The sequence below is a fragment of the Paraliomyxa miuraensis genome (assembly GCF_026337845.1).
Classification (GTDB): domain Bacteria; phylum Myxococcota_A; class Polyangia; order Nannocystales; family Nannocystaceae; genus Paraliomyxa; species Paraliomyxa miuraensis.
Window position 1 is genome coordinate 203,161 of the sequence record NZ_JAOVZF010000159.1, and the last position, 25,571, is coordinate 228,731.

At 70.0% G+C, this 25,571-nt stretch carries 24 protein-coding genes; 14 read left to right on the plus strand and 10 right to left on the minus strand.

Annotated elements, in window-relative coordinates; all coding sequences use genetic code 11:
- Positions 1–79 precede the first annotated feature (79 nt).
- Positions 80–2,107, plus strand: coding sequence for a bifunctional aldolase/short-chain dehydrogenase (locus OEB96_RS32095; protein WP_266220636.1), 2,028 nt, complete (start codon positions 80–82; stop codon positions 2,105–2,107).
- A 58-nt stretch (positions 2,108–2,165) separates the two neighbouring features.
- Here OEB96_RS32095 and OEB96_RS32100 read toward each other — a convergent pair whose 3' ends face one another.
- On the minus strand, positions 2,166–2,963 hold the full coding sequence (locus OEB96_RS32100; RefSeq protein WP_266220637.1) for an MOSC domain-containing protein: 798 nt from the start codon (positions 2,961–2,963) through the stop codon (positions 2,166–2,168).
- Between the two features lie 62 nt (positions 2,964–3,025).
- Between OEB96_RS32100 and OEB96_RS32105 the strand changes: the two genes are divergently transcribed.
- Positions 3,026–3,619 carry a Uma2 family endonuclease gene (locus OEB96_RS32105; RefSeq protein ID WP_266220638.1) on the plus strand — a complete coding sequence of 198 codons (594 nt, stop codon included), beginning with the start codon at positions 3,026–3,028 and terminating at the stop codon, positions 3,617–3,619.
- 15 nt (positions 3,620–3,634) lie between these two features.
- On the opposite strand, the gene OEB96_RS32110 is transcribed toward OEB96_RS32105, so the two are convergent.
- A complete protein-coding gene (locus tag OEB96_RS32110) occupies positions 3,635–4,273 on the minus strand; it encodes a hypothetical protein (RefSeq protein WP_266220639.1) in 639 nt (212 codons plus the stop codon).
- Positions 4,274–4,277: 4 nt separating this feature from the next.
- The gene (locus OEB96_RS32115) at positions 4,278–4,874 is read right to left on the minus strand and encodes a hypothetical protein (protein ID WP_266220640.1); all 597 of its coding nucleotides are present in this window, start codon (positions 4,872–4,874) and stop codon (positions 4,278–4,280) included.
- 336 nt (positions 4,875–5,210) lie between these two features.
- Here OEB96_RS32115 and groES point away from each other — a divergent pair, with 336 nt between their 5' ends.
- The 7 genes from groES to OEB96_RS32150 all read left to right on the plus strand — a co-directional run bounded on the left by groES (position 5,211) and on the right by OEB96_RS32150 (position 13,483).
- Positions 5,211–5,501: a co-chaperone GroES gene (gene groES / locus OEB96_RS32120; RefSeq protein ID WP_266220641.1), complete on the plus strand. Its 291-nt coding sequence runs from the start codon at positions 5,211–5,213 to the stop codon at positions 5,499–5,501.
- Positions 5,502–5,553: 52 nt separating this feature from the next.
- A complete protein-coding gene (gene groL, locus OEB96_RS32125) occupies positions 5,554–7,185 on the plus strand; it encodes a chaperonin GroEL (RefSeq protein ID WP_266220642.1) in 1,632 nt (543 codons plus the stop codon).
- A 131-nt stretch (positions 7,186–7,316) separates the two neighbouring features.
- Entirely contained in the window at positions 7,317–8,501 is a 1,185-nt protein-coding gene (locus OEB96_RS32130) for an endonuclease/exonuclease/phosphatase family protein (RefSeq protein ID WP_266220643.1), read from the plus strand.
- A 25-nt stretch (positions 8,502–8,526) separates the two neighbouring features.
- On the plus strand, positions 8,527–9,309 hold the full coding sequence (locus OEB96_RS32135) for a sugar nucleotide-binding protein (RefSeq protein WP_266220644.1): 783 nt from the start codon (positions 8,527–8,529) through the stop codon (positions 9,307–9,309).
- A 166-nt stretch (positions 9,310–9,475) separates the two neighbouring features.
- On the plus strand, positions 9,476–10,261 hold the full coding sequence (locus OEB96_RS32140) for a lysophospholipid acyltransferase family protein (RefSeq protein WP_266220645.1): 786 nt from the start codon (positions 9,476–9,478) through the stop codon (positions 10,259–10,261).
- 22 nt (positions 10,262–10,283) lie between these two features.
- Entirely contained in the window at positions 10,284–12,719 is a 2,436-nt protein-coding gene (locus OEB96_RS32145) for a TonB-dependent receptor (RefSeq protein WP_266220646.1), read from the plus strand.
- 86 nt (positions 12,720–12,805) lie between these two features.
- Entirely contained in the window at positions 12,806–13,483 is a 678-nt protein-coding gene (locus tag OEB96_RS32150) for a hypothetical protein (RefSeq protein WP_266220647.1), read from the plus strand.
- A gap of 107 nt (positions 13,484–13,590) precedes the next feature.
- On the opposite strand, the gene OEB96_RS32155 is transcribed toward OEB96_RS32150, so the two are convergent.
- Positions 13,591–14,517: an NAD(P)/FAD-dependent oxidoreductase gene (locus tag OEB96_RS32155; RefSeq protein WP_266220648.1), complete on the minus strand. Its 927-nt coding sequence runs from the start codon at positions 14,515–14,517 to the stop codon at positions 13,591–13,593.
- A gap of 346 nt (positions 14,518–14,863) precedes the next feature.
- Here OEB96_RS32155 and OEB96_RS32160 point away from each other — a divergent pair, with 346 nt between their 5' ends.
- A complete protein-coding gene (locus OEB96_RS32160) occupies positions 14,864–15,307 on the plus strand; it encodes a Fur family transcriptional regulator (protein ID WP_266220649.1) in 444 nt (147 codons plus the stop codon).
- A gap of 91 nt (positions 15,308–15,398) precedes the next feature.
- Here the strand turns inward: OEB96_RS32160 and OEB96_RS32165 are convergent, their stop codons facing one another.
- The 5 genes from OEB96_RS32165 to OEB96_RS32185 all read right to left on the minus strand — a co-directional run bounded on the left by OEB96_RS32165 (position 15,399) and on the right by OEB96_RS32185 (position 20,087).
- A complete protein-coding gene (locus OEB96_RS32165; protein ID WP_266220650.1) occupies positions 15,399–16,607 on the minus strand; it encodes an aminotransferase class V-fold PLP-dependent enzyme in 1,209 nt (402 codons plus the stop codon).
- A gap of 38 nt (positions 16,608–16,645) precedes the next feature.
- Entirely contained in the window at positions 16,646–17,986 is a 1,341-nt protein-coding gene (locus OEB96_RS32170; protein ID WP_266220651.1) for a Vgb family protein, read from the minus strand.
- Positions 17,987–18,104: 118 nt separating this feature from the next.
- Positions 18,105–18,479, minus strand: coding sequence for a hypothetical protein (locus tag OEB96_RS32175; protein ID WP_266220652.1), 375 nt, complete (start codon positions 18,477–18,479; stop codon positions 18,105–18,107).
- A 65-nt stretch (positions 18,480–18,544) separates the two neighbouring features.
- Positions 18,545–18,811: a hypothetical protein gene (locus OEB96_RS32180; protein ID WP_266220653.1), complete on the minus strand. Its 267-nt coding sequence runs from the start codon at positions 18,809–18,811 to the stop codon at positions 18,545–18,547.
- A 130-nt stretch (positions 18,812–18,941) separates the two neighbouring features.
- Complete coding sequence (locus tag OEB96_RS32185; protein WP_266220654.1) at positions 18,942–20,087, minus strand: acyl-CoA dehydrogenase family protein; 1,146 nt, start codon at positions 20,085–20,087, stop codon at positions 18,942–18,944.
- 113 nt (positions 20,088–20,200) lie between these two features.
- Here OEB96_RS32185 and OEB96_RS32190 point away from each other — a divergent pair, with 113 nt between their 5' ends.
- A complete protein-coding gene (locus OEB96_RS32190; RefSeq protein WP_266220655.1) occupies positions 20,201–21,853 on the plus strand; it encodes a choice-of-anchor I family protein in 1,653 nt (550 codons plus the stop codon).
- Positions 21,854–21,877: 24 nt separating this feature from the next.
- Here the strand turns inward: OEB96_RS32190 and OEB96_RS32195 are convergent, their stop codons facing one another.
- Entirely contained in the window at positions 21,878–22,819 is a 942-nt protein-coding gene (locus OEB96_RS32195; RefSeq protein WP_266220656.1) for a hypothetical protein, read from the minus strand.
- 91 nt (positions 22,820–22,910) lie between these two features.
- Here OEB96_RS32195 and OEB96_RS32200 point away from each other — a divergent pair, with 91 nt between their 5' ends.
- The 3 genes from OEB96_RS32200 to OEB96_RS32210 all read left to right on the plus strand — a co-directional run bounded on the left by OEB96_RS32200 (position 22,911) and on the right by OEB96_RS32210 (position 25,329).
- Entirely contained in the window at positions 22,911–23,564 is a 654-nt protein-coding gene (locus tag OEB96_RS32200; protein WP_266220657.1) for an SOS response-associated peptidase, read from the plus strand.
- Between the two features lie 10 nt (positions 23,565–23,574).
- A complete protein-coding gene (locus OEB96_RS32205; RefSeq protein WP_266220658.1) occupies positions 23,575–23,976 on the plus strand; it encodes a hypothetical protein in 402 nt (133 codons plus the stop codon).
- A gap of 153 nt (positions 23,977–24,129) precedes the next feature.
- Complete coding sequence (locus OEB96_RS32210; RefSeq protein ID WP_266220659.1) at positions 24,130–25,329, plus strand: esterase/lipase family protein; 1,200 nt, start codon at positions 24,130–24,132, stop codon at positions 25,327–25,329.
- The last annotated feature ends 242 nt before the right edge of the window (positions 25,330–25,571 follow it).

Consider the following 25,571-nt stretch of genomic DNA (forward strand, 5'->3'; position numbering starts at 1 on the left):
CCGACGAGCCCCGGGCCTGGTGCAGGTCCGGGGCTCGGGGCCTTTACAGACCACCGGCTCGGACGCTCTACTGCGGGCCATGCGATCGGCGTGGTCGGACGACGAGGCTCGCGCGGCGGTGGAGCACTGGGGCCGCGGGCCCGGGTGCAACGAGGACGTGGCGCTGCGCGTCTACAGCTCCCGGCTCATCGGACGAGAGCCGTCGCTGGTGCTGCACGGCGGCGGCAATACCTCGGTCAAGACGGTGCTGCCCGATGATCTGGGCGAGCCCACCGAGGTGCTGTGCGTCAAGGGCAGCGGCTGGGACCTGGCCGACATCGAGCCGGCGGGGCTGCCCGCGGTGCGCCTGGGGACGCTCGCTGCGCTGCGGGGGCGGCCGGCGCTGTCGGACGAGGACATGGTCAATGCGGCGCGCGTGCGGCTGCTCGATGCGGCAGCGCCCAACCCCTCGGTGGAGACGCTGCTCCACGCCTTCTTGCCGCACAAGTTCATCGATCACAGCCATGCCGATGCGATCCTCGCGTTGGTCGACCAGCCCGATGCGGCGGTGCGCTGCAAGGAGATCTTCGGCGACCGGCTGGCGGTGGTGCCCTACGTGATGCCGGGCTTCGCCCTCGCCAAGCTCGCGGCCGAGGTCTACGAGGCGGAGCCCGCGTGCGAGGGGCTGCTGCTGCTCCAGCACGGGCTGTTCACGTTCGGCGACACGGCGCGGCAGAGCTACGAGCGCCACGTGGCCGCGGTGTCTCGCGCCGAGCAGGTGATCGCCGAGCACCACACCAAGGTCGGACTGGCGGTGGTGCCTCGGGCCGATGTGGACTGGCCCGCGCTCGCGCCGATGCTGCGCGGGGCGCTGGGGGAACGGCGGCGGCGCTACGTGCTGCACCTGCGCCGCAGCACCCGGATTCGGGCGTTCGTCGACGACGTGGAGCTGTCGGACCTGGCCACGCGCGGGCCGATCACGCCCGACCACGTGATCCGGACCAAGCCGTGGCCGCTGCTGCTCGATCCGGAGCATGCGCGGGGCTCGGTGGCCGAGCACGTCGAGGACGCGCTGCGGGCGTTTCGCGAGCACTATCACCGCTACGTGCAGGCCGAGCTGCGGGCGCGTGGGGTGGCCAAGGTGCCGCTCGATCCGGATCCGCGGGTGGTGCTGATCCCGGGCCTGGGGCTCATCGGGGTGGGCGCCACGCCCAAGGCGGCCGCGGTGGCGGCCGACCTCTACGAGCACACGATCGGGGTGATCCGCGATGCCGAGGCGGTGGGGCGCTACCAGGCCCTGCCCGACGAGGATCTGTTCGACATGGAGTACTGGTCGCTCGAGCAGGCCAAGCTGGGCAAGCAGTCGCCGCGCCCGCTGCAGGGGGCCGTGGTGCTGGTGACCGGGGCGGCATCGGGGATCGGGGCTGCCACGGCTCGTGCCTTCGCGGCGCAGGGGGCCGCGCTCTACCTGGTGGATCGCGAGCCGCGGCGGCTCTCGGAGGTGGCCCGTGAGCTCGGGGCACCCCACGAGGTCGTCGACGTGCGCGATCGTGGCGCCGTCGAGGCGTGCGTCTGGGCGGCGGTGGCGTGCTACGGCGGGCTCGATGGCGTGGTGTCCAACGCGGGCACTGCTCCGCAGGCTCCGATCGATCGCTGTCCGCCCGAGCTACTCACCGACAGCCTGGCGGTCAACCTGTTGTCGCACCAGTGGTTGGCCGCGGCGGCGACGGCCGTGATGCGGGCCCAGGGCACGGGGGGGTTCTTGCTGTTCAATGCGAGCAAGTCGGCGTTCAACCCCGGTCCGGGCTTTGGGCCCTACGCGATCGCGAAGGCGGGCCTGGTCGCGTTGATGAAGCAGTATGCGATCGAGGGCGGCGAGGCCGGGATCCGGGCCAATGCGATCAACGCCGATCGGGTGCGGACCAGCCTGCTCGATCCGCAGGACGTGGAGGCACGGGCCAACGCCCGGGGGCTGAGCGCCGACGACTACTTCCGCAGCAACCTCCTGCGGCGCGAGGTCACGGCCCAGGACGTCGCGGCGGGGTTCGTCGCCCTGGCGCTGGCCGAGGCCACCACCGGCACCGTGCTGACGGTCGACGGGGGCAACATCGCGGCGGCACCCCGCTGAGGGCCGTCCCGACGGTTGGCAAACGCCGGGGCGGGTGATCGGGCGATCCGCCAGGTCATCACCCCGGATCCGTGTGCGTGGACACCACCACCTCGTCGCCCACCCGCAGCCAGCCGTGGTCGTCGGCCACGAAGTACGCGCCGAACCACACCTTGCCGTGCTCGCGCCGATACTCTGCGAGCGTTCGCAAGGGCTCGACCCCCTTGTCGCCGGAGAGCGGATCGAGCGTGGTCATCACGCAGCGAGAGCAGCGCCCGACCCCGCGCAGGCCGATCGCTCCGATGCGCACGGTCGCCCAGGCATCCTCGGCGTGCGGCGGGGCGCCCTCCACCACGAGGTTGGGCCGAAAGCGAGTGACCGGCAGCGCGGGCTCGCGCACGCGCTCGTTGAGCCCGTCGATCGAGCCCTGGCCCACGAGCAGCAGCGCCTCCGAGTCGGCGAGCGACACTCGATCACCGGGGCGCGTCGAGTCTTGCACCACACGTAGCGCGTCGGCGGGCTGGTACACCAGGCGCAGTGGTCGTCGTAGGTACCGGGAGAAGAATGCGCTGCCCGCTTCGTGCTCGATCGCCTCGAGGCTCGAACGCCACACGCGAACGCCGACGCGCGGGCCGTCGTGCTGCAGCGGGATCTCGATCGCCTCCCCGGTGGCACCCACCCGGATTCCCCCGTCGAAGAGGCCCACCGTCAGCCGCGCCAGCGCCGGATCCTCGCGCTGCGTCACGAACGTCCCCGCTTCGTCCACGAGCATCCACCGCCGGTCGTGCTCGAGCCCTCCGACCCGCGTCCGTGCCGCCCTCACCGACACGCCTCGTAGGGACTTGATGGGGTAGACATGGATCGCGGACAGCTTCATGGGGGGGCGCCTACTCGAGCCCAAGGTACCAGAGCCGCGGGTTCTGCTACGATCCTCCGGTGATGGCGGGCGAGACGGCGGGCGATGCGGCCCACGACCTGAGCTACGAGCAGTACCTCGCGCTCGCCGAGTCCGCCGAGGACTGGCTCGAGTATCACGATGGCATCATCGTGGCGATGGTGGCTCCTTCGCCGGAGCATGCGCGGATCGTGGCCCAGCTCGTGCGCCTGCTGTCGCCAAGGGAAGCACGTCCGTGCGCCGCGCTGCCCGCTGGTCTCAAGGTCCGCGTCGAGGCGACCAACCGCACGCTCCTGCCGGATGTGACCGTGGTGTGCGGCTCGCTCGAGCGCTCGGTCGTGGACCCCCAGGCCATCACCAATCCCGTGGTGGTGTTCGAGGTGCTCTCGCCCAGCACCGAGGACTACGACCTCGGGCCCAAGTTTCACCAGTACCGTCGCCTCGCGTCGCTTCGCGAGTACGTGGTGATCGCCCAGGAGCGGCGGTTCGCATCGATCTCTCGCCGTGCGGGGGACCTGTGGGCGTTCGAGGACGTCGGCCCCGGAGACGAGCTTCGCTTGCCCTCGCTCGAGCTGCAGCTGCCCCTCGACGCCCTCTACCGCGATGCGCTCGGGGAGATCGTCCCGCGAGCGAGATGAGCGGAGCTGCGCGCGTCACCCCGCGAGCGCACGCTTGTCCTGCATCGATGCCCCCCAAAACTCCCGCAGCGCCCGCCGCAGCCCCGACAGCCGCCCCCCGGCCACGTGGGGCCGCAGGCGTCGCGAGAAGCCCAGCGCCACGCGGTTGGCGTGGTGGTAGCGGCGGGCGAGCTCGTCGCTCATCGGGTGCAGTTCGAAGCGGTAGTAGAGCCGGTCCACCAGGCGATCGAAGCTCTGCTCCGCCTGCGGCCAGCGCTGCAGCAGGCACAGGCCCAGCTTGTCGACCTCGGCCTGGGTCTCGAGCTCGAGCCCGCTCACCGGGCGACCGCGCCGGGCCGCCTCGGCCACGTAGACCAGGTGGCTGAGGCCCTCGATCACCGGCAGCGCATCCTCGAGGTGCTCGTCGCAGAAGGTCCGCTGTCGCGTCACGGTGGCTTCGAACCGCGCCAGGACCTCCGCGTCGATCACCAGCGCGACCTCGAGCTCGCCGTCGTCGGCCTCGCGCAGCAAGAGCTGCTCGCGTGCTCCGCTTTCTCCGGCCGGGCGGCGCACCACCAGCGATTCCGGATCCACCCCGGTCTCGGTCTGGTAGAGCACCTCGAGCCCGCGATAGAGCCGCCGCAGCGGCGTGTCCTCGTCACCCGTCCCTCGCATGGGGTCACTGCATCTGGTCGGTTCCGTGGGTGTCGAGCAGCACGCCGGCGGCCAGGAGCCGCTTGCGATCGCGAGGATCGCCCTCGCGGCGCCATCGCTCGTAGATCATCAAGAGGTTGTGCGTGGGCACGCGGGCCTCGAGGTCGACGATCTCGGCGATGACCTCGGCCACGTCCTCGAAGTCCTCGGCCAGCTCGCCCAGCACGGCCAGGGCACCTCCCCACTGGCCATGGCTCTGGGCTCGATCGACCACCTCGCGATAGGCCGCCTCGCCGATGCCCCGCACGTAGCGGACGTTCACCGGGGTCCGTGACAGGCTCCGCGGCGCCACCCCGCTGATGTAGAGCGCCCGGTCGCCCACCCCCCGCAGCGCCTGGGCTCGGGCGGCGCCGGTCTGGCCCCGCGCCCTCAGATAGTCGAGGGCCAGCGGCTCGCTGCGCCGGCCGGCCACCGCCGTGCGCCGCGCGAAGCGGGCCAGCAAGCTCACCACGTAGGCCTCGACTTCGGGGCTCAGTACGTGGCCGCTACGCTCCTTGGCGCGCTCGATCTCATCGAAGAAGAAGGATTCCAGGGTGCCGTGGTGGATCTCCATCGTGGGCATGGGCCATTCACCTCGTGAGTGATCGCGTGCGTCCCGGTCCTGCCGCGGTGGGTCGAAAACGGCCGCCATCCGCCCGTGGACGCCGTTCCTTTCATTGTGAGTCAGCCCACGGCTCGACGCACGCTCGATGATGATTTTTCGTGAGTGGTCGGGTTGACCGCCCGGGCCCCTGCCTTAGACTGCGGCCGCCTAGCACTCGGGGGGTCCGAGTGCCAAAGAGGGAATCCTCTGCAATCTCGCGAGGATACCCGGGAACCCTACGGCCGACGTCCGCGAACGCGACGCGACCGACTCACCCACACCCCAGACGACTTTCGAATCTCAGGAGAATCCACCATGAAGCTCCGACCCCTGCACGACCGCATCGTGGTCAAGCGCGTCGCCGAAGAGGCCAAGACCGCCGGCGGCCTGTTCATCCCCGACTCCGCCAAGGAGAAGCCCGCGCGCGGCAAGGTCATCGCCGTCGGCGAGGGCAAGCGCGATTCCGACGGCAAGCGGATCGCTCTCGACGTCAAGAAGGACGACGAGGTGTTGTTCGGCAAGTACGCCGGTACCGAGCTGAAGCTCGATGGTGAGGAGCACATCGTCCTGCGCGAGGAGGAGATCCTCGCCGTGATCGAGAAGTGAGCCAAGCGAGCCCAATCGCAGAATTCCCAGACGCTCTAGGAGAGTAAAGAACATGGCAGCCAAGGAAGTACGTTTCGACGACAACGCCCGCTCGGCGATCCTCAAGGGGGTCAACACCCTCGCCGACGCGGTGAAGGTCACCCTCGGGCCTCGGGGCCGCAACGTGGTGATCGAGAAGTCGTGGGGCTCCCCCACGGTCACCAAGGACGGCGTCACGGTGGCCAAGGAGATCGAGCTCGAGGACAAGTTCGAGAACATGGGCGCGCAGATGGTCAAGGAGGTCGCCTCCAAGACCTCCGACATCGCGGGCGACGGCACCACCACCGCCACCGTGCTGGCCCAGGCGCTGTTCCGCGAGGGCATCAAGATGGTCACCGCGGGCCACGACCCGATGGAGATCAAGCGTGGCGTCGATCAGGCCGTCGAGGCCGTGATCGGGGCGATCAAGAAGCTCTCCAAGGCCACCAAGGGCGAGGAAGAGATCGCCCAGGTCGGCACCATCAGCGCCAACGGCGACGAGGAGATCGGCAAGCTCATCGCCGAGGCCATGGGCAAGGTCGGCAAGGAGGGCGTGATCACGGTCGAGGAGAACAAGGCCAACACCACCGAGCTCGACGTGGTGGAGGGCATGCAGTTCGACCGCGGCTACCTCAGCCCCTACTTCGTGACCGACCAGGAGCGCATGGAGGTCTCGCTGAGCGAGTGCTACATCCTCCTGCACGAGAAGAAGATCTCGAACATGAAGGACCTGCTCCCGGTGCTCGAGCAGGTGGCCAAGCAGGGCCGCTCGCTGCTCATCATCGCCGAGGACGTCGATGGCGAGGCGCTGGCCACGCTCGTGGTCAACAAGCTGCGTGGCACCCTGCACGTGTGCGCGGTCAAGGCTCCGGGCTTCGGTGATCGCCGCAAGGAGATGCTCAAGGACATCGCCATCCTCACCGGCGGCAAGGCGCTGACCGAGGACCTCGGCGAGAAGCTCGAGAACGTCACCCTCAAGGATCTCGGCACCGCCAAGCAGATCACCGTCGACAAGGACAACACCACCATCGTCGACGGCGGCGGCAAGAAGGCCGACATCCAGGGCCGGGTCAAGCAGATCCGCGGGCAGATCGAGGAGACCACCAGCGACTACGACCGCGAGAAGCTCCAGGAGCGCCTGGCCAAGCTCGTCGGTGGCGTGGCCGTGATCAAGGTGGGTGCGGCCTCCGAGGTCGAGATGAAGGAGAAGAAGGCTCGCGTCGAGGATGCCCTGCACGCGACCCGTGCCGCCGTCGAGGAGGGCATCGTCCCCGGTGGCGGCGTGGCCCTCATCCGCGGCCAGAAGGCGCTCGAGAAGCTCGAGGTCGCCTCCGAGGAGCAGAAGGCCGGCGTGGCGCTGGTGCGTCGCGCGATCGAGGAGCCGCTGCGTCAGATCGTGGCCAACGCGGGCGCCGAGGCCAGCGTGATCGTCAACGAGGTGCGCAACGGGAAGAACTCCTACGGCTACAACGCCCGCACCGGCCAGTACGTCGACATGCTCGCCGACGGCGTCATCGACCCCACCAAGGTCGTGCGCACCGCCCTGCAGAACGCCGCCAGCGTGGCCGGCATGATGCTCACCACCGAGGCCATGATCGCCGAGAAGCCCAAGAAGGAAGCTCCGGCTCCGGGCCCCGGCGGCGGCATGGGTGGCATGGACATGTAGGAGATCTCCATGGTGTCGGCGGCCCTTCGGGGCATGGCCGACGCTGCGAGATGCGAGGGCGGTGGGTCGCACGTGGGTGCGGCCCATCGCCTTTTCGCGTGCGGGCGGTTACGCTCCATGGGGCGATCTCGATGGGTGAGCGGATCCGAGGCATGGGGCGACGGGTGGCGATCGGTGCGCTGCTCTCGTCCGCGTGCAGCCTCGAGGACGCGCTCGGCGTCGACGGCGATGGCGGCGGTACCACGTCGGGCCAGACGCAGGGCCAGACCCAGAGCCAGACCCAAGGGCAGACCCAGGCGGGTCCCGCTGGCACCGCGGTCGACGACACCACCATGGACGGCGCGACCGAGCCGGCCGACGAGACCGCGACCACGGCGGACCCCGAGCCCACCGCCTGCGAGGGCCGGTCGCTGCGGGTGGCCGGCTTCAACGTCGAGAGCCTGGGCGCCCAGGGCTCCGAGAGCTTCGAGGCACTCGCGTCGGTCCTCGCGCGCATCGACGCCGACATCGTGTGCCTCGAGGAGGTCGACTTCTGGGACACGGCCACCCTGTTCGCGCTGGCCAATCAAGCGGGCTACCCCGACGTCATCCAGGCCAACGAGCCTCCCGCGATCGGGGGCGACTTCACCAACGCCTGCCTGAGCCGCTCTTCGCTGTCCATGGTGGGCTCGTACAGCGGCTGGGACCTCTCGAGCGATTCCGAGGCCAACGACGTGGGCCGCGACATCTTGGTGGTGCGGGCCGATCTGTCGGGCCCCGGCGAGCCTCCCTGCGCGGTGGGGGTGGTCTCGCTGCACCTCAAGTCGGGTCAGGAACCGATCGACTGGTTTCGGCGCCAGGTCGAGGCCGAGCGCGTGGTGCAGGCGGTGGCGCTCTACCGCGACGCATACCCCGACGATCCCATGGTGATCATGGGGGACCTCAACGAGAGCCTCGACGACCCTGCGCTCGGCTCGACCTTCACCGGGCTTCCCGAGGGCCTGCCGCCGTCCTATCACATGGGTGCGGACATCGAGCTGCCGCTGGTCTACCAGCCGTTCGATACCTTCGAGGGCCTGGGCTTCTCGATCGCTCCCGCCACCCAGGAGGACTCGAGCCGCGACCAGACCTGGAACGATGCGGTGCGGCTCGACTATGTGCTGCATGCCGACGCGCAGCTGCAAGGAGCGTTGGTCTACAACGCCTGCCGCGACGACGGCACCGATGACCCGCCCGCCGGGCAGTGGCTGCCCCTGGCCGGCGAGCCGCTCGATTGCTCGCTCTCGGACCTGGCGTCGGACCACTTCCCGGTGATGGCGGATCTCGTGCTGCCGTAGGCGGGTGAGGTACCCTGCGGCCCGCATGAAGGCGCTGGTCACGGGAAGCAACGGCACGGTGGGTTCGGTGTTGTGCCACAAGCTCGCGCGCGCGGGTTGGGGGCTGGTGCGCTGGGATCGCAGCGAGGTGCCCATCGACCACTACGAGTCGATGGAGGCGTTCATCCGTCGCGAGCGCCCCGACGTGCTGTTCCACCTCGCGGCTGCGTCGCAGCCCGCTCAGGGCACCCCGCGCGCCGAGGAATCGTGGAAGGTCAACTACGAGTGGACCAGCGAGCTGGCCTGGATCACCCGCGAGCTGGGGATCGGCTTCGTGTTCACCAGCACGGTGATGGTGTTCACCGACGCGCGCCCCGGCCCCTACACCATCGCCAGCCGACCCGATGCGGCCCACGACTACGGCATGGAGAAGCGTCGCGCCGAGGAGCGGGTGCTCGATCAAAACCCGCAGGCCAAGGTCGCCCGCCTGGGCTGGCAGATCGGCCAGGACCTCCAGGGCAACCAGATGGCCGCGTGGTTGGCCCAGCGCAGCCACGTGCGGGCCAGCGCGCGCTGGATCCCCGCCTGCTCGTTCCTCGAGGACACCGCCGACGCGCTCCTGTGGATCGCGGCGGCGCGACCCGGCCTCTATCACGTCGACAGCAACGAGGGCTGGAGCTTCCACGATCTCGCCTGCGCGCTGCGAAAGCGCCACGGCACCCAGTGGACCATCGAGCCGACGTGGGCCTGGGCCTACGATCAGCGCCTGCTGGACGCCAGGGTGGCCATGCCCACGCTGGCCAAGCGGCTGCCCGAGCTCGGACGCTAGCGCCTCGCACCGCTGGTCGCCTGCTCGACGGACGTGATGCGTTGTTTGCGCAAGTCCAAGGGGCAGTCGATGGCGGGCACTCAGGGCGTGTTGGCGCGTCTTTGGCGGGTGCTCACGCCGACGGCTCCGCGGAAGTCGGGCCGGCTACGGCATGCTCCCGGCACCCATGCCAGTTCCCTCCAGTCGCACCGTCCTTGGCGATCTCGTGTGGGCGCCATGGTCGGTCGTGGGCTGGACGGGCACGTTGGCGTGGATGGGCACCATCGCCGCCGTTGCGCTGCCGATGACGCTGGCCGGGGTGCCGTTCGAGAACCTCCAGGTGCGGCTGGGTTGGCAGCCGGCGGTCGCGTGGCCGCTGTGGTTGATGCTCTCGCCGCTGCGCGTCACCTACGATCCCCGCTACGACAAGGCGCGGGTCAGCGTGTTCACGCAAAACCACGTGTCCGTGCTCGATGCCAACATCGCGTGCGGCACGATCCCGGTGCCCCTGTGTGGGCTGGAGAACGCCGCGCACCTGCAGCTGCCGGGCTATGGCTGGTTGCTGCGCATGAGCAATGCGATCCCCGTGCGCAAGGGTGAGGGGCGCTTCTCCGAGATCGCCGATGCGTTTCGCGAGCGGGCCTCTCGCGGCGTGTCGGTGCTCGCGTTTCCCGAGGCGCACCGCACCATCGACGGCAAGCTGCGTCCGTTCAAGTCGGGGGTGTTTCGGGCCGCTCGCGACGCGGGTCTGCCGATCGTACCCATCGTGTCGCGCGGGATGTATCGGATGCTGCCCAAGGGGTCGGTCACCGTGCGGCCCAGCCGCATCGAGGTCTACGTGGCGCCGCAGATCGAGACCGAGGGCCTGAGCGACGACCAGCTCCCGGCGCTGATGGATCGCGTGCGCACGGTGATGGAGGCGTGGATCGAGCGCAAGGAGATGCTCGGCGACCTGTGCCTCGAGCCGCTCTGAGAGCGCACCGGGGACGTCGACGATGACGGGCAGCATCGCGCTGGCGCTTTGGTTGGGAACCCTGGCGCCGCCCTCGCCCTGTACCGACACGGTGGAGGGGCGGGTGGTCGACGAGAGCACGGGCGAGCCCGTGGCCGGTGCGCTGGTGCGGTTGGGCGAGGCGAGCGTCGAGACCGACCAGACCGGCCACTTCGAGCTGCACGACGTGTGCCCCGGCGACCATGCGCTCACGGTGGAGCGGCCCGAGTACCACACGGTGCGGCAGCAGGTGGCGGTCGACGGCGACACCGCGGTCGACGTGCATGCGCTGCCCCGCGAGGTCGAGCACGACGACCACGTGCTGGTGAAGGTGGCGGCCACGGCGGCCACCGAGACCCGAGCGAGCGATACGCTCGAAGGCGAGGCGCTCGCGCGTACCCGCGGCAAGGGCTTTGCCGATGCGGTCGCGGGGGTGCCCGGGGTCACGGTGCTGCGCTCGTCGGCGGGGGGGCTGGGCAAGCCGATCATCCGTGGGCAGTACGGGCGCCGCAACCTCCTGCTGTTCGACGGCGTGAGGCACCAGGGGCAGGAGTGGGGGATCGATCACGCGCCCGAGATCGATCCGTTCTCGGCCGGCAGCATCACCGTGATCAAGGGCGCGGGCTCGATCCGCCACGGACCCGACGCGGTGGGCGGGGTGGTGTTGGTGGATCCTCCGCCGCTGCCGCGTGAGCCCGGCGTGCGCGGGCAGGCGCACCTCGTGGGGGTCAGCAATGGCCGGCAGGGGGTGTCGGCGCTGCGGATCGACGGGACGCATCGGCGGCTGCCGGGCTTCGCGTGGCGGGTGGAGGGCAACGCCACGCGCGCGGCGGGACTCTCGGCGCCCGACTACCCGCTCGACAACACCGGGTCCTTGGTGTGGAACGCGGGCGGGAGCCTCGGCTACCAGCGCGATGCGTTCGAGGTGCGGCTGTCGTATCGCCGTCACTTCCAGCAGGCGGGGATCTGCACGTGCCTCACCATCGACTCGCCCGAGTCGTTCGCCCAGACGATCGAGCGCGGGGTCCCGGTGGGGGTCGAGCAGTATACCTCGGAGTACCGCATCGAGCGGCCGTTCCAGCGCGTCACCCACGATCTGGCCGCGGCACGCGGACGGGTGATGCTCCCGCGCGCGGGGCAGCTGCACGCCACCTACGCCTTCCAGGACAACCACCGCCAGGAGTACGCGGTGGTGCGGCAGGGCGTGGAGGGCCCGCAGATCGAGCTGCGCCTGCGCACGCACACCGGCGACGTGGCGTTCGAGCACGCCCCGGTGCCGCTCTCCGAGGGGCTGTGGCTCGAGGGCGTGGCGGGGGTGGGCGGGCTCCACCAGCGCAACGCGTTCGACAGCAACCAGACGCTGATCCCCGACTACGTGCAGCTCTCGGGCGGCGCGTTCGTGCTCGAGCGGGTGGTGACCGAGCGCTTCGAGATGCAGTGGGGCGTGCGTTACGACGGCATGCAGCGCACCTCGATGCTGGGCGAGCGCGACTACCTGGGGCAGACCGGCACGGGGCGCCTCGATCCCGACGATTGCGAGCGCACTCCGAACGGCGGGGGCCGCTGCCGGTTCCCGTTCCACGCGCCCTCGGGCTCCTACGGCGTGCTGGTGCGAGCGGCCCGGGGGCTCGAGCTACGTGCCGATCTCACCTCGACCGCGCGCTTCCCCAACGTCGACGAGCACTTCCTCAACGGCATCGCGCCGTCGTTCCCCGTGCTGGGGCTGGGTGGATCGGCGCTGGGGGTCGAGCGCACCTGGGGCAGCTCGCTCACCGCGAGCACGTCCCATCGGTGGCTGCGCACGGAGACCTCGGGGTTCTTCAACTACGTCGACGAGTACATCTACTTCGCGCCAGAGCCCACCGACGGGCCGCTGGGGCTCAACGAGACCATCCGTGGCACCTACCAGGTGTTCTCGTTCCGCCCGGTCGACGCGGTGTTCTACGGGGCGGAGCATGCGTTCGTGGTGGCACCGCCGCGCTGGCCGGTCTCGATCGACGGGCAGCTGTCGGTGGTTCGCGCGCGTGACGTGACCCACCAGGGGTTCTTGGTGTTCGTGCCACCCGGTCGCTATCGCCTGGGCGTGACCTACCGCTGGCCCGAAGCGTGGCGGCTGCGCAACGGCTACGTCTCGGTGGGCGGCACGCTCGTCGATCATCAGCGCCGCTACGATCTCGCCGCCGACTTCGCCCCGCCGCCGCCGGCATACTTCCTGCTGGGCGCCGCGGCCGGGGTAGAGCTGCCGCTGGGCGATCAGGTGCTGTCGCTGGGGCTCGAGGGCGGCAACCTCACCAATGCGCGCTATCGGCAGTACACGAGCCTGCTGCGCTACTTTGCCGACGAGCCGGGCTGGGAGCTGCGGCTGCGGCTGTCGCTGGATTTCGCGCTCGATCGACCGGGGCGGCACGAGCACGGGCGGCACGAGCACCACCACCGCTGAGCCGCTGGCACCGGGCCCGGCGGGGCGCTCCGTTGCAGGCCGGATGCACTTGCAATTGGGTTACATCTGTGGCGTCATCTCGCATCATGTCGATTCGACGCTCGCCTCGGTTCTCCCGCTCGTTGACCTCGCTCGGCCTGGCCGCGGCGCTCGCCTTGCTGGGGGGGTGCGAGGAAGGCCACGAGCACGACGAGCACGGGCACGAGCACGACCATGAGTCGGAGGTGATCACCACGGTGCGGCTCACCTTCGCCCCGCAAGGGGGCGCCGACGCGGTGGTGGCCTCGTTCACCGATCCCGATGGCGACGGTGGGATGTCGGGCTCGGCCGATCCGATCGCGCTGATGGCCGGCACCACCTATGACCTGCGGGTGGAGTTCCTCAACGAGCTCGAGGATCCGGCCGAGGACATCACGGCCGAGATCGAGGAGGAGGCCGAGGAGCACCAGGTGCTCATCAGCGGCACGGCGGTCGAGGGCCCCGCGACCGCCGCCGATCCCCAGACGCCGGTCCTGCACGCCTACGCCGACACCGAGAGCCGCTACGGGGCCAACGCGGAGGGCGAGGATCTGCCGGTCGGGCTCGCCCACACCATCACCGCGCGCACGGTGGGGACGGGGACCTTCGTGGTCATGCTGCGGCACCTGCCCGAGCTCAACGGCGCGCCGCAGAAGGAGGCCGATCTGGCGGCGATGCTGGCCGCGGGCGAGGCGCTGCCGGGCGACGTGGATGCGTTGGTGGAGTTCGAACTGACGGTGCCGTAGTGGTCGTTCGACTTGTAATGCAATTTGGTTGCAGCGGAGGTTGGCTCCGGCCAACACGAGCGATCGAAGCATCGGCAGACACGATAGGCTCGAGCCGATGGCCAAGCTCAGCGCGGCGGGGCGCTCGCGCCGAGGTCGTGGTTGACCATGGCCGCGGCTTGGGCCCCGGTCGCAGCCGCGAAGATCGCCCCCTGGGCGCGCGTGGTCAGGTCGCCGGCCGCGTAGAGACCCGGCGTCGAGGTCTGTCGCGTCATCGGGTCGACCTGCACGTAGCCCAGCCCGTCGAGGGCCAGCTCGAGCCGCTGCACGACCTCGACGTGGCGCTGAGGCGGATGAGCGTACAGGATCTCGCATGCGACGCGCTCTCCGTCGGCGAGCTCGACGTGGGTCAGCCGCTCTCCTGCGACGACGAGGCGGGCCACCGGACGGGACTCGAGCTGCACACCGCTGCGCTGGAGCGCATCGCGGATCTCGCTCGGCACGTCCAAGCTCGCGTTGGTGAAGACGACGACGTCTTCGGTCCAGCTGCGCAGGAGAGTCGCAAACCCGTGCTGCAGCGCATCGAGATCGAGGGCCAGGTAGCCCCAGCGGCGCCCGCGGACCTCCCAGCCGTGGCAGTACGGGCACTGGAAGATCGAGTGCCCCCACGCCTCGGAGAACCCCGGGAGCGCGAGCTCCTCGTCGAGCATGCCGGTGCAGAGGATGACTCGGCGTGCTCGCACGGTGCCGGACGACGTCTGCACCTCGAAGTCATCGCGAGTGCCACCGATGGACTCGACGTGCGCGTCCCGGAGCTCGACCGTCGTGTAGGGCGCGAGCTGGGCGCGACCGATCGCGCGAAACTCCGACGGCGGCGTCCCGTCTCGCGTGACGAAGTTGTGAATGTGAGTCGCGACGGCATTCCGCGGAATGCCGGCATCGCAGAGCAGGACATGCCGGCACGCGCGTCCGAGGGTGAGCGCGGCGGCGAGCCCGGCCGGGCCACCACCGATGATCGCGACATCGAAATCCGACGACGTGTCGACTTGCGACATGAGTGAACCTCCTGGTCATGGCTTGCTCGTCGAGGTTGCGATCCGACGAGGGTCTCGACGAACATCCCACACTTGCAATTGTATTGCAATACATCGTCCAGTCCACGAACGGTGCGGCTCGACGGCCACGCCATTGCGGCTCGACGAACCCGTGTTCGGCCTCGACCCCCGGGCCTCGTCGAGTCCTCGCAGCTCGTGTGCCGGTCGTGCTGAGAGGACGTCATGGGCTTGGTCGCGCCGCCGCCAAGCCTGCTCGTACGCCAGCGCGTCGAGCGCGATGCCTCGGCCTTCGTACGGCTTGCCGCACCCTGCATTGCGGTGCCAGACTCGCACCTTGGGCCGACCGATGGGGAAGCCAGATCCGCACCAAGCGCTGCGCGCCGCGCTGCACGAGGCCGGCCTGCGGGCGACTCCAGCGCGGATGGCCGTGCTGCAGGCCTTGCAGGAGGCCGCAGCGCCGCTGACCCACTCCGAGGTGGTGGCGCGGCTGCACGGCGGCGCGTGGGATCCCGCCACCGTGTTTCGCAACCTGGTGGCGCTGGTCGAGGCGGGCTTCTTGCGGCGCACCGATGTGGGTGACCACGTGTGGCGCTTCGAGTTGCTGGACGACGAGCACGAGGCCGATGCCGCCGCTCACGAGCACGCGCACTTCCTGTGCACCGAGTGCGGCGAGGTCACCTGCATGCCCCAGCTCGAGCTCGCGCTGCCCCGCGGCAGCCGGGTCCCTCGCTCGGTTCGGACCCGGGAGGTTCGGATCCAGCTCCAGGGGCGCTGCGACGAGTGCCGTTGACAACCGCCGTACCACACCTGCATGGGGAACAGCACGCCGTCGGCGGTGGGGTTCTCGGCGAATCCGGCGCACGACGAGGAGCGCTCGGGGCTCACGTGAGGCGAGCGCCGGAGGCGATCGTCTCGTCGACCGCCGCGAGCACGGCGTCGATCTCGGTGAGCGAATTCGGCCAGTGAGGGGCGAAGCGAAGCCGGCCGTCGGGGGTCGTGCACGCGATGCCGCGCTGCTGCAGGCCCTGGTGGAGCGGCCCGAGCTCGACGCCCGCGGGAGGCTGCACGGCGAGGATGCCCGAGCGCTGCGCGGGGATCGGGCTGCGCTCGCTGCCGAAGCCGCGCTCGAGCAGGCCTCGCTCGAGCGCGTCGTCGTAGGCGCCCACGTGCTCGAGGATCGCCGGCACCCCGAGCGCGGCGATCGGCTCCACCGAGGCCTCGAGTGCCGCGAACAGGATGTTCGGGGTGGCACCGCCCTCCACCAGATCGGCACGCGCTCGGATCGGGCGATCGTAGCGCAGGTGCCCCGCGCCCTCGAACAAGAACCGCAGGCCCTCCTCGTGGCTCAGCCATCCAGCGACCACCGGACGCAGCGCCGCTGCTCGCTCTCGCCTCGCGTAGACGAACGCCACCCCCTCGAGCCCCATCAGCCACTTGTGGCTGCCGCACGAGAGGTAGTCGATCTGCATGGCCTCCACGTCGATCGGCACCACCCCGCAGCCCTGGATCGCATCGACGAACAGCTCGGCTCCGTGGGCGCGACAGAGCGCTCCGATCTCGGCAAGCGGCATGCGCAGCCCGGTCTGGAATTGCACCGCCGAGACCGCGACCATCCGGGCACCCAGCCGCAGCGCGTCCTCGAGGGTCTGCAGACCCGCGCCCAAGGATCCGAAGAAGTCCTGGGCTCGCAGCCACGAGAGCCGAAGACCGAACAGCTCGGCCGCGCGCTGCCACGGGGTCACGTTGGCCGGGAACTCGCCATCGAGCAGCACCACGCGATCGCGGGCGCGCCACGGTACGCACAGCGCCACCGCACGCACGCCCGCGGTGGTGTTGGCCACGTAGCCCAGCTCGTCCGGTGCGGCTCCGACCAGCGCGGCGAGCCGCTGGCGCAGACGCTCGCGCTGCTCGAGCGAGTGAGACAGCGCGCCCACGCCTTGCGCGGCGTAGCGGCTCATCAGCTCGACCACGGCCGCCTGCACCCGCTGCGAGGGCGGTGAGATCGCAGCGTGGTTCAGATAGGCGCGCGCCTCCAGGGCCGGGAAGAGGCTGCGGTCGCCGAGCCGAGGGGAGGGCAGAGTGGGCTCCACCAGGCCCACGCTAGCAGTCGAGTCGAGGATGGGGGCGTTCAGCCCGTGGGCGGGTTGTAGACCAGGCCCAGCCCGGCGCCGGTCATGTCCGAGTAGGTATAGGGCCCCACCAGGCCACTGGTCACGCTCGTGGCGTAGGTGGTGGGATCCATCTTGAAGGCAAGGTTGGCGCCCTGGTCTGGGATCCACACCATGCCGTCGATGTCGATGCTCACCCCCACCGGGGTGGCGCAGCCCGGCAAGGGGATCAGCGCGTTGACCACGGTCTTGGTGTTGGTATCGAACTGCGCGACCCCGCAGCCGTTGTTGACGGCGGCCCACAGCATGCCGTTGCGGTCGATCTGAAGGCCGCGAAGTCGATTGCCGATCTGGAACTGCTCGAAGGCCTGTGTGGCGGGGTCGAAGTGCACCAGGTGCCCGTTCCAGCCCGCGGTCCACGGGTGGCCGTTGGCATCCACGGTCATGCCATAGGGATCGGTGTCGCCGGGGAAGTCCCAGCGCTGCACGTCGAGCGTGACCGCGTCGATGCGCACGAGGTTGCCCCACAGGCCCGTGACCCAGAAGTTGCCGTTGGCGTCCACCGCCCCGCCGTAGGGGCCATAGTTGGTGCCGTAGGGATCCCAGCCCGGCGCGGTGACCTCGTCGAGGATCGTGCCGTCGTTGCCGGCGAGCCGGTAGAAGCGCCCGACGCTCGCCGGCAGATCGTAGTAGCCCACCCACACGCGAAAGCCGTCGGGGGCGCAGGGGTTGTTGCTCGCGCCCGCGTCCCAGGCCGTGGGGCGCGGGCCCTGCTGATTGCTGCCGCCGTTGGGCAGCGGCACGTGCCACAGCAGACACTCGTCCTGGCCGAACGGGCGCACGTCGCCGGGGCCGGTCGAGGTGTCGATGACCCCGTTGCCGTTGGTGTCCACGCACTGCTCCTCGCGGGCGGCGATCTTCACGATGCCACCCGCGCGATTGGTCACCGCCACGTCGCCCGCGAGATTGACCGAGGTGCGCGAGGGATCGTCGGAACCATTGGTGGGACCGGTGTAGTAGCGGGCCAGCTCGACGCCGCTGACCGTGTCGATCTTGGAGACGGTGCCCTCGGGCGAGTTGGCGATCCAGATGATGCTGAAGTCGACCTCGCCCTGCATGCCGCCGCCGCCGGGGCAGTCGCCTCCGTTGCCGCCCAGATCGGTGCCTCCCACGTCGAACTTGTCGCCCGTGTCGTCGACGACGCTGTCGTCGTTGTCGGTGAGGCCGGTGGTGGGGCCGAAGGTGTTCAGGCTCGTGCCGCCGCCGCTGCCGTCGCCTCGCCCGTCGTCATCGCCTCCGCAGGCGCAGCCCAGCACCAGTGCCCCCACGCCTGCCCATCGCGTCGCCCCCATCCATGCCATGGTGGATCGAGGATAGGGCATCGGGGAGGGCGAAATCCACGGCCGGAGTCGTCGGCTCGCCTCGCGCTGCAAGCCGGTGACGGGAGTGCAACGGGGCTCAATGAAACGGCGCGTGGTGTCACGGGGCGTGCGGTGTCGAAGCGGCGGTCACCCGGGGTGCGGTCCCGCGATCGGGCAGCACGAAGATGCGCCGTGCGAGCGGATCGGCGAGCGTGGACTCGTGGTAGTACCGCAGCGGCAGGGCGCGAGCGTCGAGCAGATCCGGGTGCGCGGCCAGCAGTGCTTCGAAGCTCGGCGCGGGGACGCGAGCCATGCGCTCCTGCACCACCAGCAGCCAGAGCGCGGTCAGGGTGAGGTGCACCTTCTCGGGGTGACCGTGCGCGGTGGCTAGCCGACGAAGCGCACGGTCGACATGGGGGAGCACGGTGGTTGCGTCGCCATGACACAGCGACTCGTAGGCGAGCCGAAGGTGTGCGCGATGAGACGTACCCATCGCTCCGGACGCAAATTGCTCCCACGGCGGGACGGGGTCGGAGCCCGTGGTCGATGCCGGTGCGGTCATTCCCCCTCCTTGAGTCGATGCGCGTGGCTGGCATCGAGGTCGAGTCCGTAGATCCGCTTGAGGTCGCCGATCTTGGCCAGGGTCTCCGGGGAGAACGGCGCCTTGCCCTCGAACGCATGCAGCACGATTCCCTCGAGCAGATCGCCGAGGGTGAGATCGTGGATCTCGGCCAGGCCCTTGAGCACCTTGAGCAGCCGCTTCTCGAGCCGAACGCCGGTCTGGACGCGCTCGACCGGGACCCGGGCCTCCCGTTTGGTCTCCATGGATCGATGGTACGGTGGTACCAAGTTACCCTCAAGCGAGAGGGGACCCGAGACTGACCTCGGAATTCGGTAGTAATACTCGTAATGGTGGATTTCGATCGATGGGATGGTCGAGGCCGTTTTCAGGGGTTCACAGCCCGAGCTGGCGTGATGCGAGGTCCTTCATGATCTCCTCGGCCCCGCCGCCGATCGAGAGCACCTTGGTCTCCCGGTAGATCCGCTCGACCTTGGCGCCCAGGACATAGCCGGCGCCGCCGAGGATCTGCACCGCCTCCTTGGCGCAGTGCTCCAGGCACTGGGTGGCCTGGTTCTTGAGCATGCAGACCTCCGCGATCGGCCACTGCCCTCGGTCCACGCGCCAGGCGATCGCCTCGAGGTAGGCCCGGGTGGCGCCGATGTCCTGGGCCATGTCGACGAGCTTGTGGCGGATCACCTGGCGCGTGATGAGGGGCCGCCCGAAGGTCTCGCGCTGGCGTGCGTAGGCAACCGCCTCGTCGTAGCAGACCTGGGCCATGCCGATCGCCACGGCGGCGATGCCCAGCCGCTCGCCGTTGAAGTTGCTCATGATCGCCGCAAAGCCCTGGTTGACCATGCCCACCAGGTTGCCAACGGGCACGCGGCAGTCCTCGAAGTAGAGGGTGGCGGTGTCCGAGCACCACCATCCCATCTTCTGCAGCGGCGTCCGTGACAGGCCCGGGGCATCGCCGGGGATCACCAGCAGCGACACGCCCTCCATGCCCTCGCCGCCGGTGCGCACCGCCGTGGTGATGTAGTCGGCCTGCATGCCCGAGGTGATCAAGGTCTTGCTGCCGTCGACCACCCAGTGATCGCCATCGAGGCGGGCGCGGGTGCGGAGGTTGGCCACGTCGGAGCCCCCGCTGGGCTCGGTGATCGCCAGGGCGGCGATCTTCTCGCCGCGCAGCACCGGGGGCAGCACCTGTGCCTTGAGCTGCGGCGAGCCGAGCCTGGCCACGGGCGGCATGCCGATCCCGTGGCTCATGAGGCTGGCGACGAGGCCGCCCGAGCCGGCGCGACACAGCTCCTCGGTGGCGACGAACTGTGCGAACTGATCGCCAGGGGTGCCGCCGTACTCCTCGGGGAAGCCGAGCCCGAGCAGGCCGATCTCGCCCGCCGCGAGGTAGAGCGCGCGGGGCAGCGCGCCATCGCGTTCCCACTGGTCGATGTGGGGGACGACCTCGCGCTCGACGAAGCGACGCACGGTGCTGCGCAGGGCTTCGTGATCCTCGGTGTAGTAGGGGCTGCGGGGGGCGGGCACGAAGCGATGGTAGCATCGTGCGCCCACGGGACGGCGGACCGATGGACTCGACCGCCATGTGACAACTTCGAGGACGGGCTTGCCATGACCCACGGGCTTCGTAACCCCTGGGGGTGCGCTCTCGAACGTTCACACGCCTCCTCGCGCTCGCTGCGGTGCTCACGGGCGCTTGCGACGATGACTCCCAGGACCCGTTCGCGCCCGAGCTCGACGCGCTTGCCGAGCGCCGCGCCAGCGAGGTCGGGGTCGAGGTCGGCGGCAGCCTCGAGATCCATCGCATCGGTCGCTACGCCTCCGGCTCCCTCGTCGGCCTCTTCGACCAGGGGGCCGCCGAGATTGCGGCGTATGATCCCGAGTCGTCGACGCTGCTGGTCACCAACGGCATGGCCAAGTCGGTCGACGTCGTCGACCTGAGCGACCCCACCTCGCCCGCGTTCGTGCGTGCGATCCCGTTCCCCGATCGGACCCTGGGGGCACCCACCTCGGTGGCGGTGCGCGACGGGGTCGTCGCCGTGGCCGTACCGAGCGCCATCATCACCAACCCGGGGCGGGTGTCGTTCTTCGACCTCGACGGCAACCCGCTCGCTTCGGTGACGGTGGGGGCCCTGCCCGACATGGTGACCTTCAGTCCCGACGGCACCACCGTGCTGACCGCCAACGAGGGCGAGCCCTCGGGCTATGGTGGCGGCCACGTCGATCCGGAGGGCTCGGTGAGCCTCATCGACGTCTCGGGCGGGGTGGCCGGCGTGCAGCAGGCCGATGTCACTACCGTGGGTTTTGGCGCGCTCGTGCCCGGGGATCTCGACGCGACCACTCGAGTCTTCGGTCCTCGCGCGTCGATCGCCAAGGACCTCGAGCCCGAGTTCCTGGCGGTGGCTCCCGACGGCAGCACCGCGTTCGTGACCCTGCAGGAGAACAACGCCATGGCCATCGTCGATCTGGCGGGCGCCGCCGTCACCAGCGTGGTGGGGATGGGGCTGGTGGATCACTCCGTCACCGGTCTCGATGCCAGCGATCAGGACGGTGTGATCGAGATCGGCGCCTGGCCCGTGTGGGGCATGCGCCAGCCCGATGCGATCGCCGTGTTCGAGGTCGGCGGCAGCACCTACCTGGTCACGGCCAACGAGGGCGATGCCCGTGAATACGACGGGTTCGACGAGCAGGTGCGGATCGCCGACGTGATCCTCGACCCCGGCGCATTCCCGGACGCGGTCCATCTGCAGCAGGACGAGCACCTCGGTCGTCTGCGCGTCAGCAGCAGCTGCGGTGACCTCGACGGCGATGGTGATCTCGACGAGCTCTGGGCGTTCGGCTCGCGCTCGATCAGCATCTTCGACGCGAGCGGAACGCTCGTGTGGGACAGCGGGGCCGTGATCGAGCAGACGGTCGCGGCCGTGTTCCCCGAGGGCTTCAACACCGACAACGACGCCAATGACTCGCTCGACTCTCGCAGCGACGACAAGGGCCCCGAGCCCGAGGGGCTGGCGGTCGGGGAGGCGTTCGGCTCCACCTATGTGTTCGTGGGCCTCGAGCGGGTCGGCGGGTTCATGGTGTGGAACGTCGACGATCCGCTCGCGCCGGTGCCGTGGGGCTACGTCAACCCCCGTGACTTCGCCGGCGATGCCGCGCTGGGTACCGCCGGCGATCTCGGACCCGAGGGCCTCGTGTTCATCGCGGCGATCGACAGCCCCACCGGCAACCCGCTGCTCGTGGTGACCCACGAGACAAGCGGTACCGTGTCGATCTACGAGCTCGTGTTGGCATAGGTCTTGGTTGGCCCAGGTCTCGAGTCAGGAGCTCAGCGACCAGGGGTAGGGGTCGTCGTTGAAGCCGAAGTCGGGGGGCTCGCAGTAGCCGTCGTCCGAGTGCTCGTCGTCGGCCACGCAGGGGTGCCGGTCGATGGCCTCGAAGGTCTCGGGCTGCCAGTGCACGACCTGGGTGGTGAAGCTGGGGTCGCAGGTGCATGAGTCGCCGATGCAGTCCATGGTCACCACGGCGACGGTGCCCGTCTCGCGATCGGCGTAGACGCGGTAGGGCATCGACCGTACGCTCTCGGCGAGCGGGTGCCGTTCGAAGACCCTGACCCCGACGATGCGCACGATGATCTCCTCGTGCTGGATGAGCACCTGGACCGGCCGCTCTTCGGGTGGCGTCTCCCGGTAGTACTCCATGATGGAGTTGTCCGGGTAGAACGGCTCGAGGGGCAGCGGCTCCATCGCGCGCCAGGATTGCTCGGCGAGGGCGCGGTTGGCCGTCCGCGCATGCTTGCGAATCTCGCGGGAGACCCGAGGGCACTCCGCCTCCCAGGTGAGGCCGTCGTCGAAGGCGGTGATGGGATCGGTGCGGGTCACCTCGCCGGTGGCGACGTCGTGCCACTTCAGGTCGAGCGAGCCGGGGAAGGTGCTCAGCTGCAGGTGGTCGGCCTGCGGCACGACCACGGTCCTTCCGTCGACGGAGATCGCGGGGAAGCCCCGTGACTCCACGCTCCAGCACGGATCCTCGCCGCGGTCGGGCTCGAACCGAGGGGCCGAGCCGCGGCGTACGAGCGCGGGCGTCTCGAACTCGGGCTCGTCGGTGGTCGAGGGGGGCGGACGCACGCCATCGGGAACGGCGTGGAGCTCCGCGGGGCCCAGGAACTCGTCGTCGTCGGCGAGCACCAGGTCCTCGGCCTCGGGCGGGGCCATGCAGGCGACGAGGGCCAGCGCCAGCAGGGCGGGAGCGAGCGTGCGCATCGCTGCCCGTACGATCGGCAGCAGGGGTTGCATTCCCGGGGGCGGCCGGGTCCAGGACGCCGGTGCCCGACGGTGTACGCTTGGGGCCGTCATGTGCGGACGAGGCGTGCGCCCCGATGGGGTCGAGCTGGCGGAGGCGATCGAGGCCGACCTCGTGGATCCAGAGGTCCGGGTGCTGCCGGTTCGCCACAACCTCGCGCCCACCGATCCGCTGGGGGTGCTGCGGCGCGACGATGCGGGGCGTCACCTGCTGCTCGCGCGGTGGGGCGTGCCGCGGCATCGCGGGGGGATCGCCATCAATGCACGCGATGATCGCCTGCGCGGGCCCATGTGGCGCACGATGCTGCGGCGGGGGAGGGCGGTGGTGCCCCTGCGCGGGTTCTACGAGTGGGAGGGCCCGCAGCGGCAGCCGTGGTACTTCCGGCGGGGGGATGGAGGGCTGCTGCTGCTCGCGGGGTTGGTGCTCGCCGATGCCGAGGGCCTGCATGCCACGATCGTGACCACCGAACCCTCGCGGGACATCGGAGGCGTGCACGATCGCATGCCGGCCGTGCTCGAGCCCGACATGGTCGAGCCGTGGCTGCGGGGCGAGGACCCCCAGATGCTGCTCGCGCTCGTACGGCCGGCGCCCGACGGCACACTGCTGCGCCACACGGTGGGAAGGCGCGTCAACTCGGTGCGCAACGACGGCCCCGAGCTGGTCGAGCCGGTGGCTCCGATTGCGACGCAGGGTGAGCTGTTCTAAGCAGGGGCTCATGACCTCGCTGCTCGTGCTGCGCTGGGTGCACCTGTTGGCGGCCGCCACCTGGACCGGAGGGCTCATCGTCCTGGCCGCGCTGGTGGTGGCGCTGCGTCGAGCCGGGGCCGAGCGCTCGCTGCTGCAGGCGGCGGCACGCCAGTTCGGGCGGGTGAGCTGGGCGGCGATGGGGGTGGCGCTGGTGACCGGCGTGGTGCAGGTGGAGCTGCACGGGTGGCCGTGGACCTACGGTCGGCTGCACACCAAGCTGGGCCTGGTGGCGCTCACGGTGGGGCTTGCCGCCTACCACCAGCGCACCGCGTCTCGCAGCTCACCCGCGTTGCGTGGGGTGGTGCAGCTGCTGATCCTGATTGCGAGCCTCGGGGTGTTCGGAGCCGCGGTGGCGCTGCGGGCCGGCTGAGCGTCGTCCGAGGGCCGTCCGAGCAAGCGGCGGCTCAGCGAGTTGCCCCGAGGCGTTGGGCAACTTGCCCAGAGGACGATCTCGAGGTCGATCCTCCCACCGAGATCGCATGCGTTCTTCGTTGGCACGCCGATTGCTCAGGCGACGGTCACCATGACCCACGCGCCTCGTCCCTTGGCCCCGCTCGCCGTCGCGCTCCTGCTGACGACCCTCGCCGTCGGCTGCGACGTGGAGGATGGCCGTCGCCCTTCACCCCTCGTGTTCGGTCAGGGGACGCCTCCGACCGACGATCCCGATCCGGTGCCCGTGGAGCAGGGCATGACCAAGCTCGAGGTGGCCGAGCTGACCTCGATTGGCGCCGCGGCATGGGGGGACGACATCTGTGCGCTGTCGACCAACGACCTCGGCCAGAACTGGTACGAGGACGACGAGTGCGACTGGTACTGCCCACGGCCCGACGCGGCGTGCAATGTGGGTCCAGTCGGGCCCGATCCCGAGGGGAGCGCGGCCCAGTACCCGCTGGTGCTGGTGCATGGGTTCATGGACAAGGGGGGCGCCTTCATTGGGCTCGAGCCGGCGCTGCGCGCCGATGGACACGAAGTCGAGCGGGTGTCGCTGCCGCCCATTGCTCCGGTGGCGGTGCGGGCCGAGCACCTCGCGGCGCAGGTCGACGCGATCCTCGAGCAGTACGGGGTGGAGAAGGTCAACCTCATCGGCCACTCGATGGGTGGGCTCGACTCGCGCTACCTGGTGCACCACCTCGGCTATGCCGATCGCGTGGCCTCGGTCACCACCATCGCCACGCCGCACCGCGGCTCGGTGGTGGCCGACACGGTGCTCGGCTGGACCGACGCCGACAACGAGTGGGTGGACTGGCTGATGGACAAGGTCGTCGCTGCGCTCGAGAACAACTTCGAGGGCGGCGACGACGAGGATCTGATCGGCGCGCTCGAGGATCTCTCGACCGCGGGCACGGCCGTCTTCAACGCCAACACTCCCGACGACGCCGAGGTCTTCTATCAGTCATGGGCGGGGGTCTCCAGCCCCATCGCCAAGTGGCAGGACGGCGTGGAGGCGCAGTGCGGCGACGTGCTGGCGGCCGAGCCGTACTTCTTCGGCTTTGGCAACGATCGCATGGCGGCGATGCTGATCCCGCTGTCGGCCGTGGTCGGGGGAATCAACGACGGCGTGGTCTCGGTGCACAGCGCAACGTGGGGGCGCATGCGAGGCTGCATCCCGGCCGATCACCTCGATCAGGTCAAGGACCAGGGCGGCCCGCTGTGGATCACGGGCTACGACTCGGCTCGGTTCCTGCGACAGGTGGCGTTCGGGCTGTCCAAGCGCGGGTACTGAGCCCTCGGCCCACGAGCTGGCGGTCGCCTTGGGACGGTCTTGCGGCCGCTCGCGCCCGCGCACGAGCTCGGCGACCGCTCGTGGGCGGCCGCCGAGCCCGATGCATGGCTCGATCCTTTCGAATCGCGCCGAGCGACCCGTCGATCGGAGTTCCGTGCCACGGGATGGTGGGGATCGCGGGAACCGATTAGGCTCGTCCGTGGTTGTCGCGCGCGCCCGGAGCTACGGGCCAGCGAGCCTCG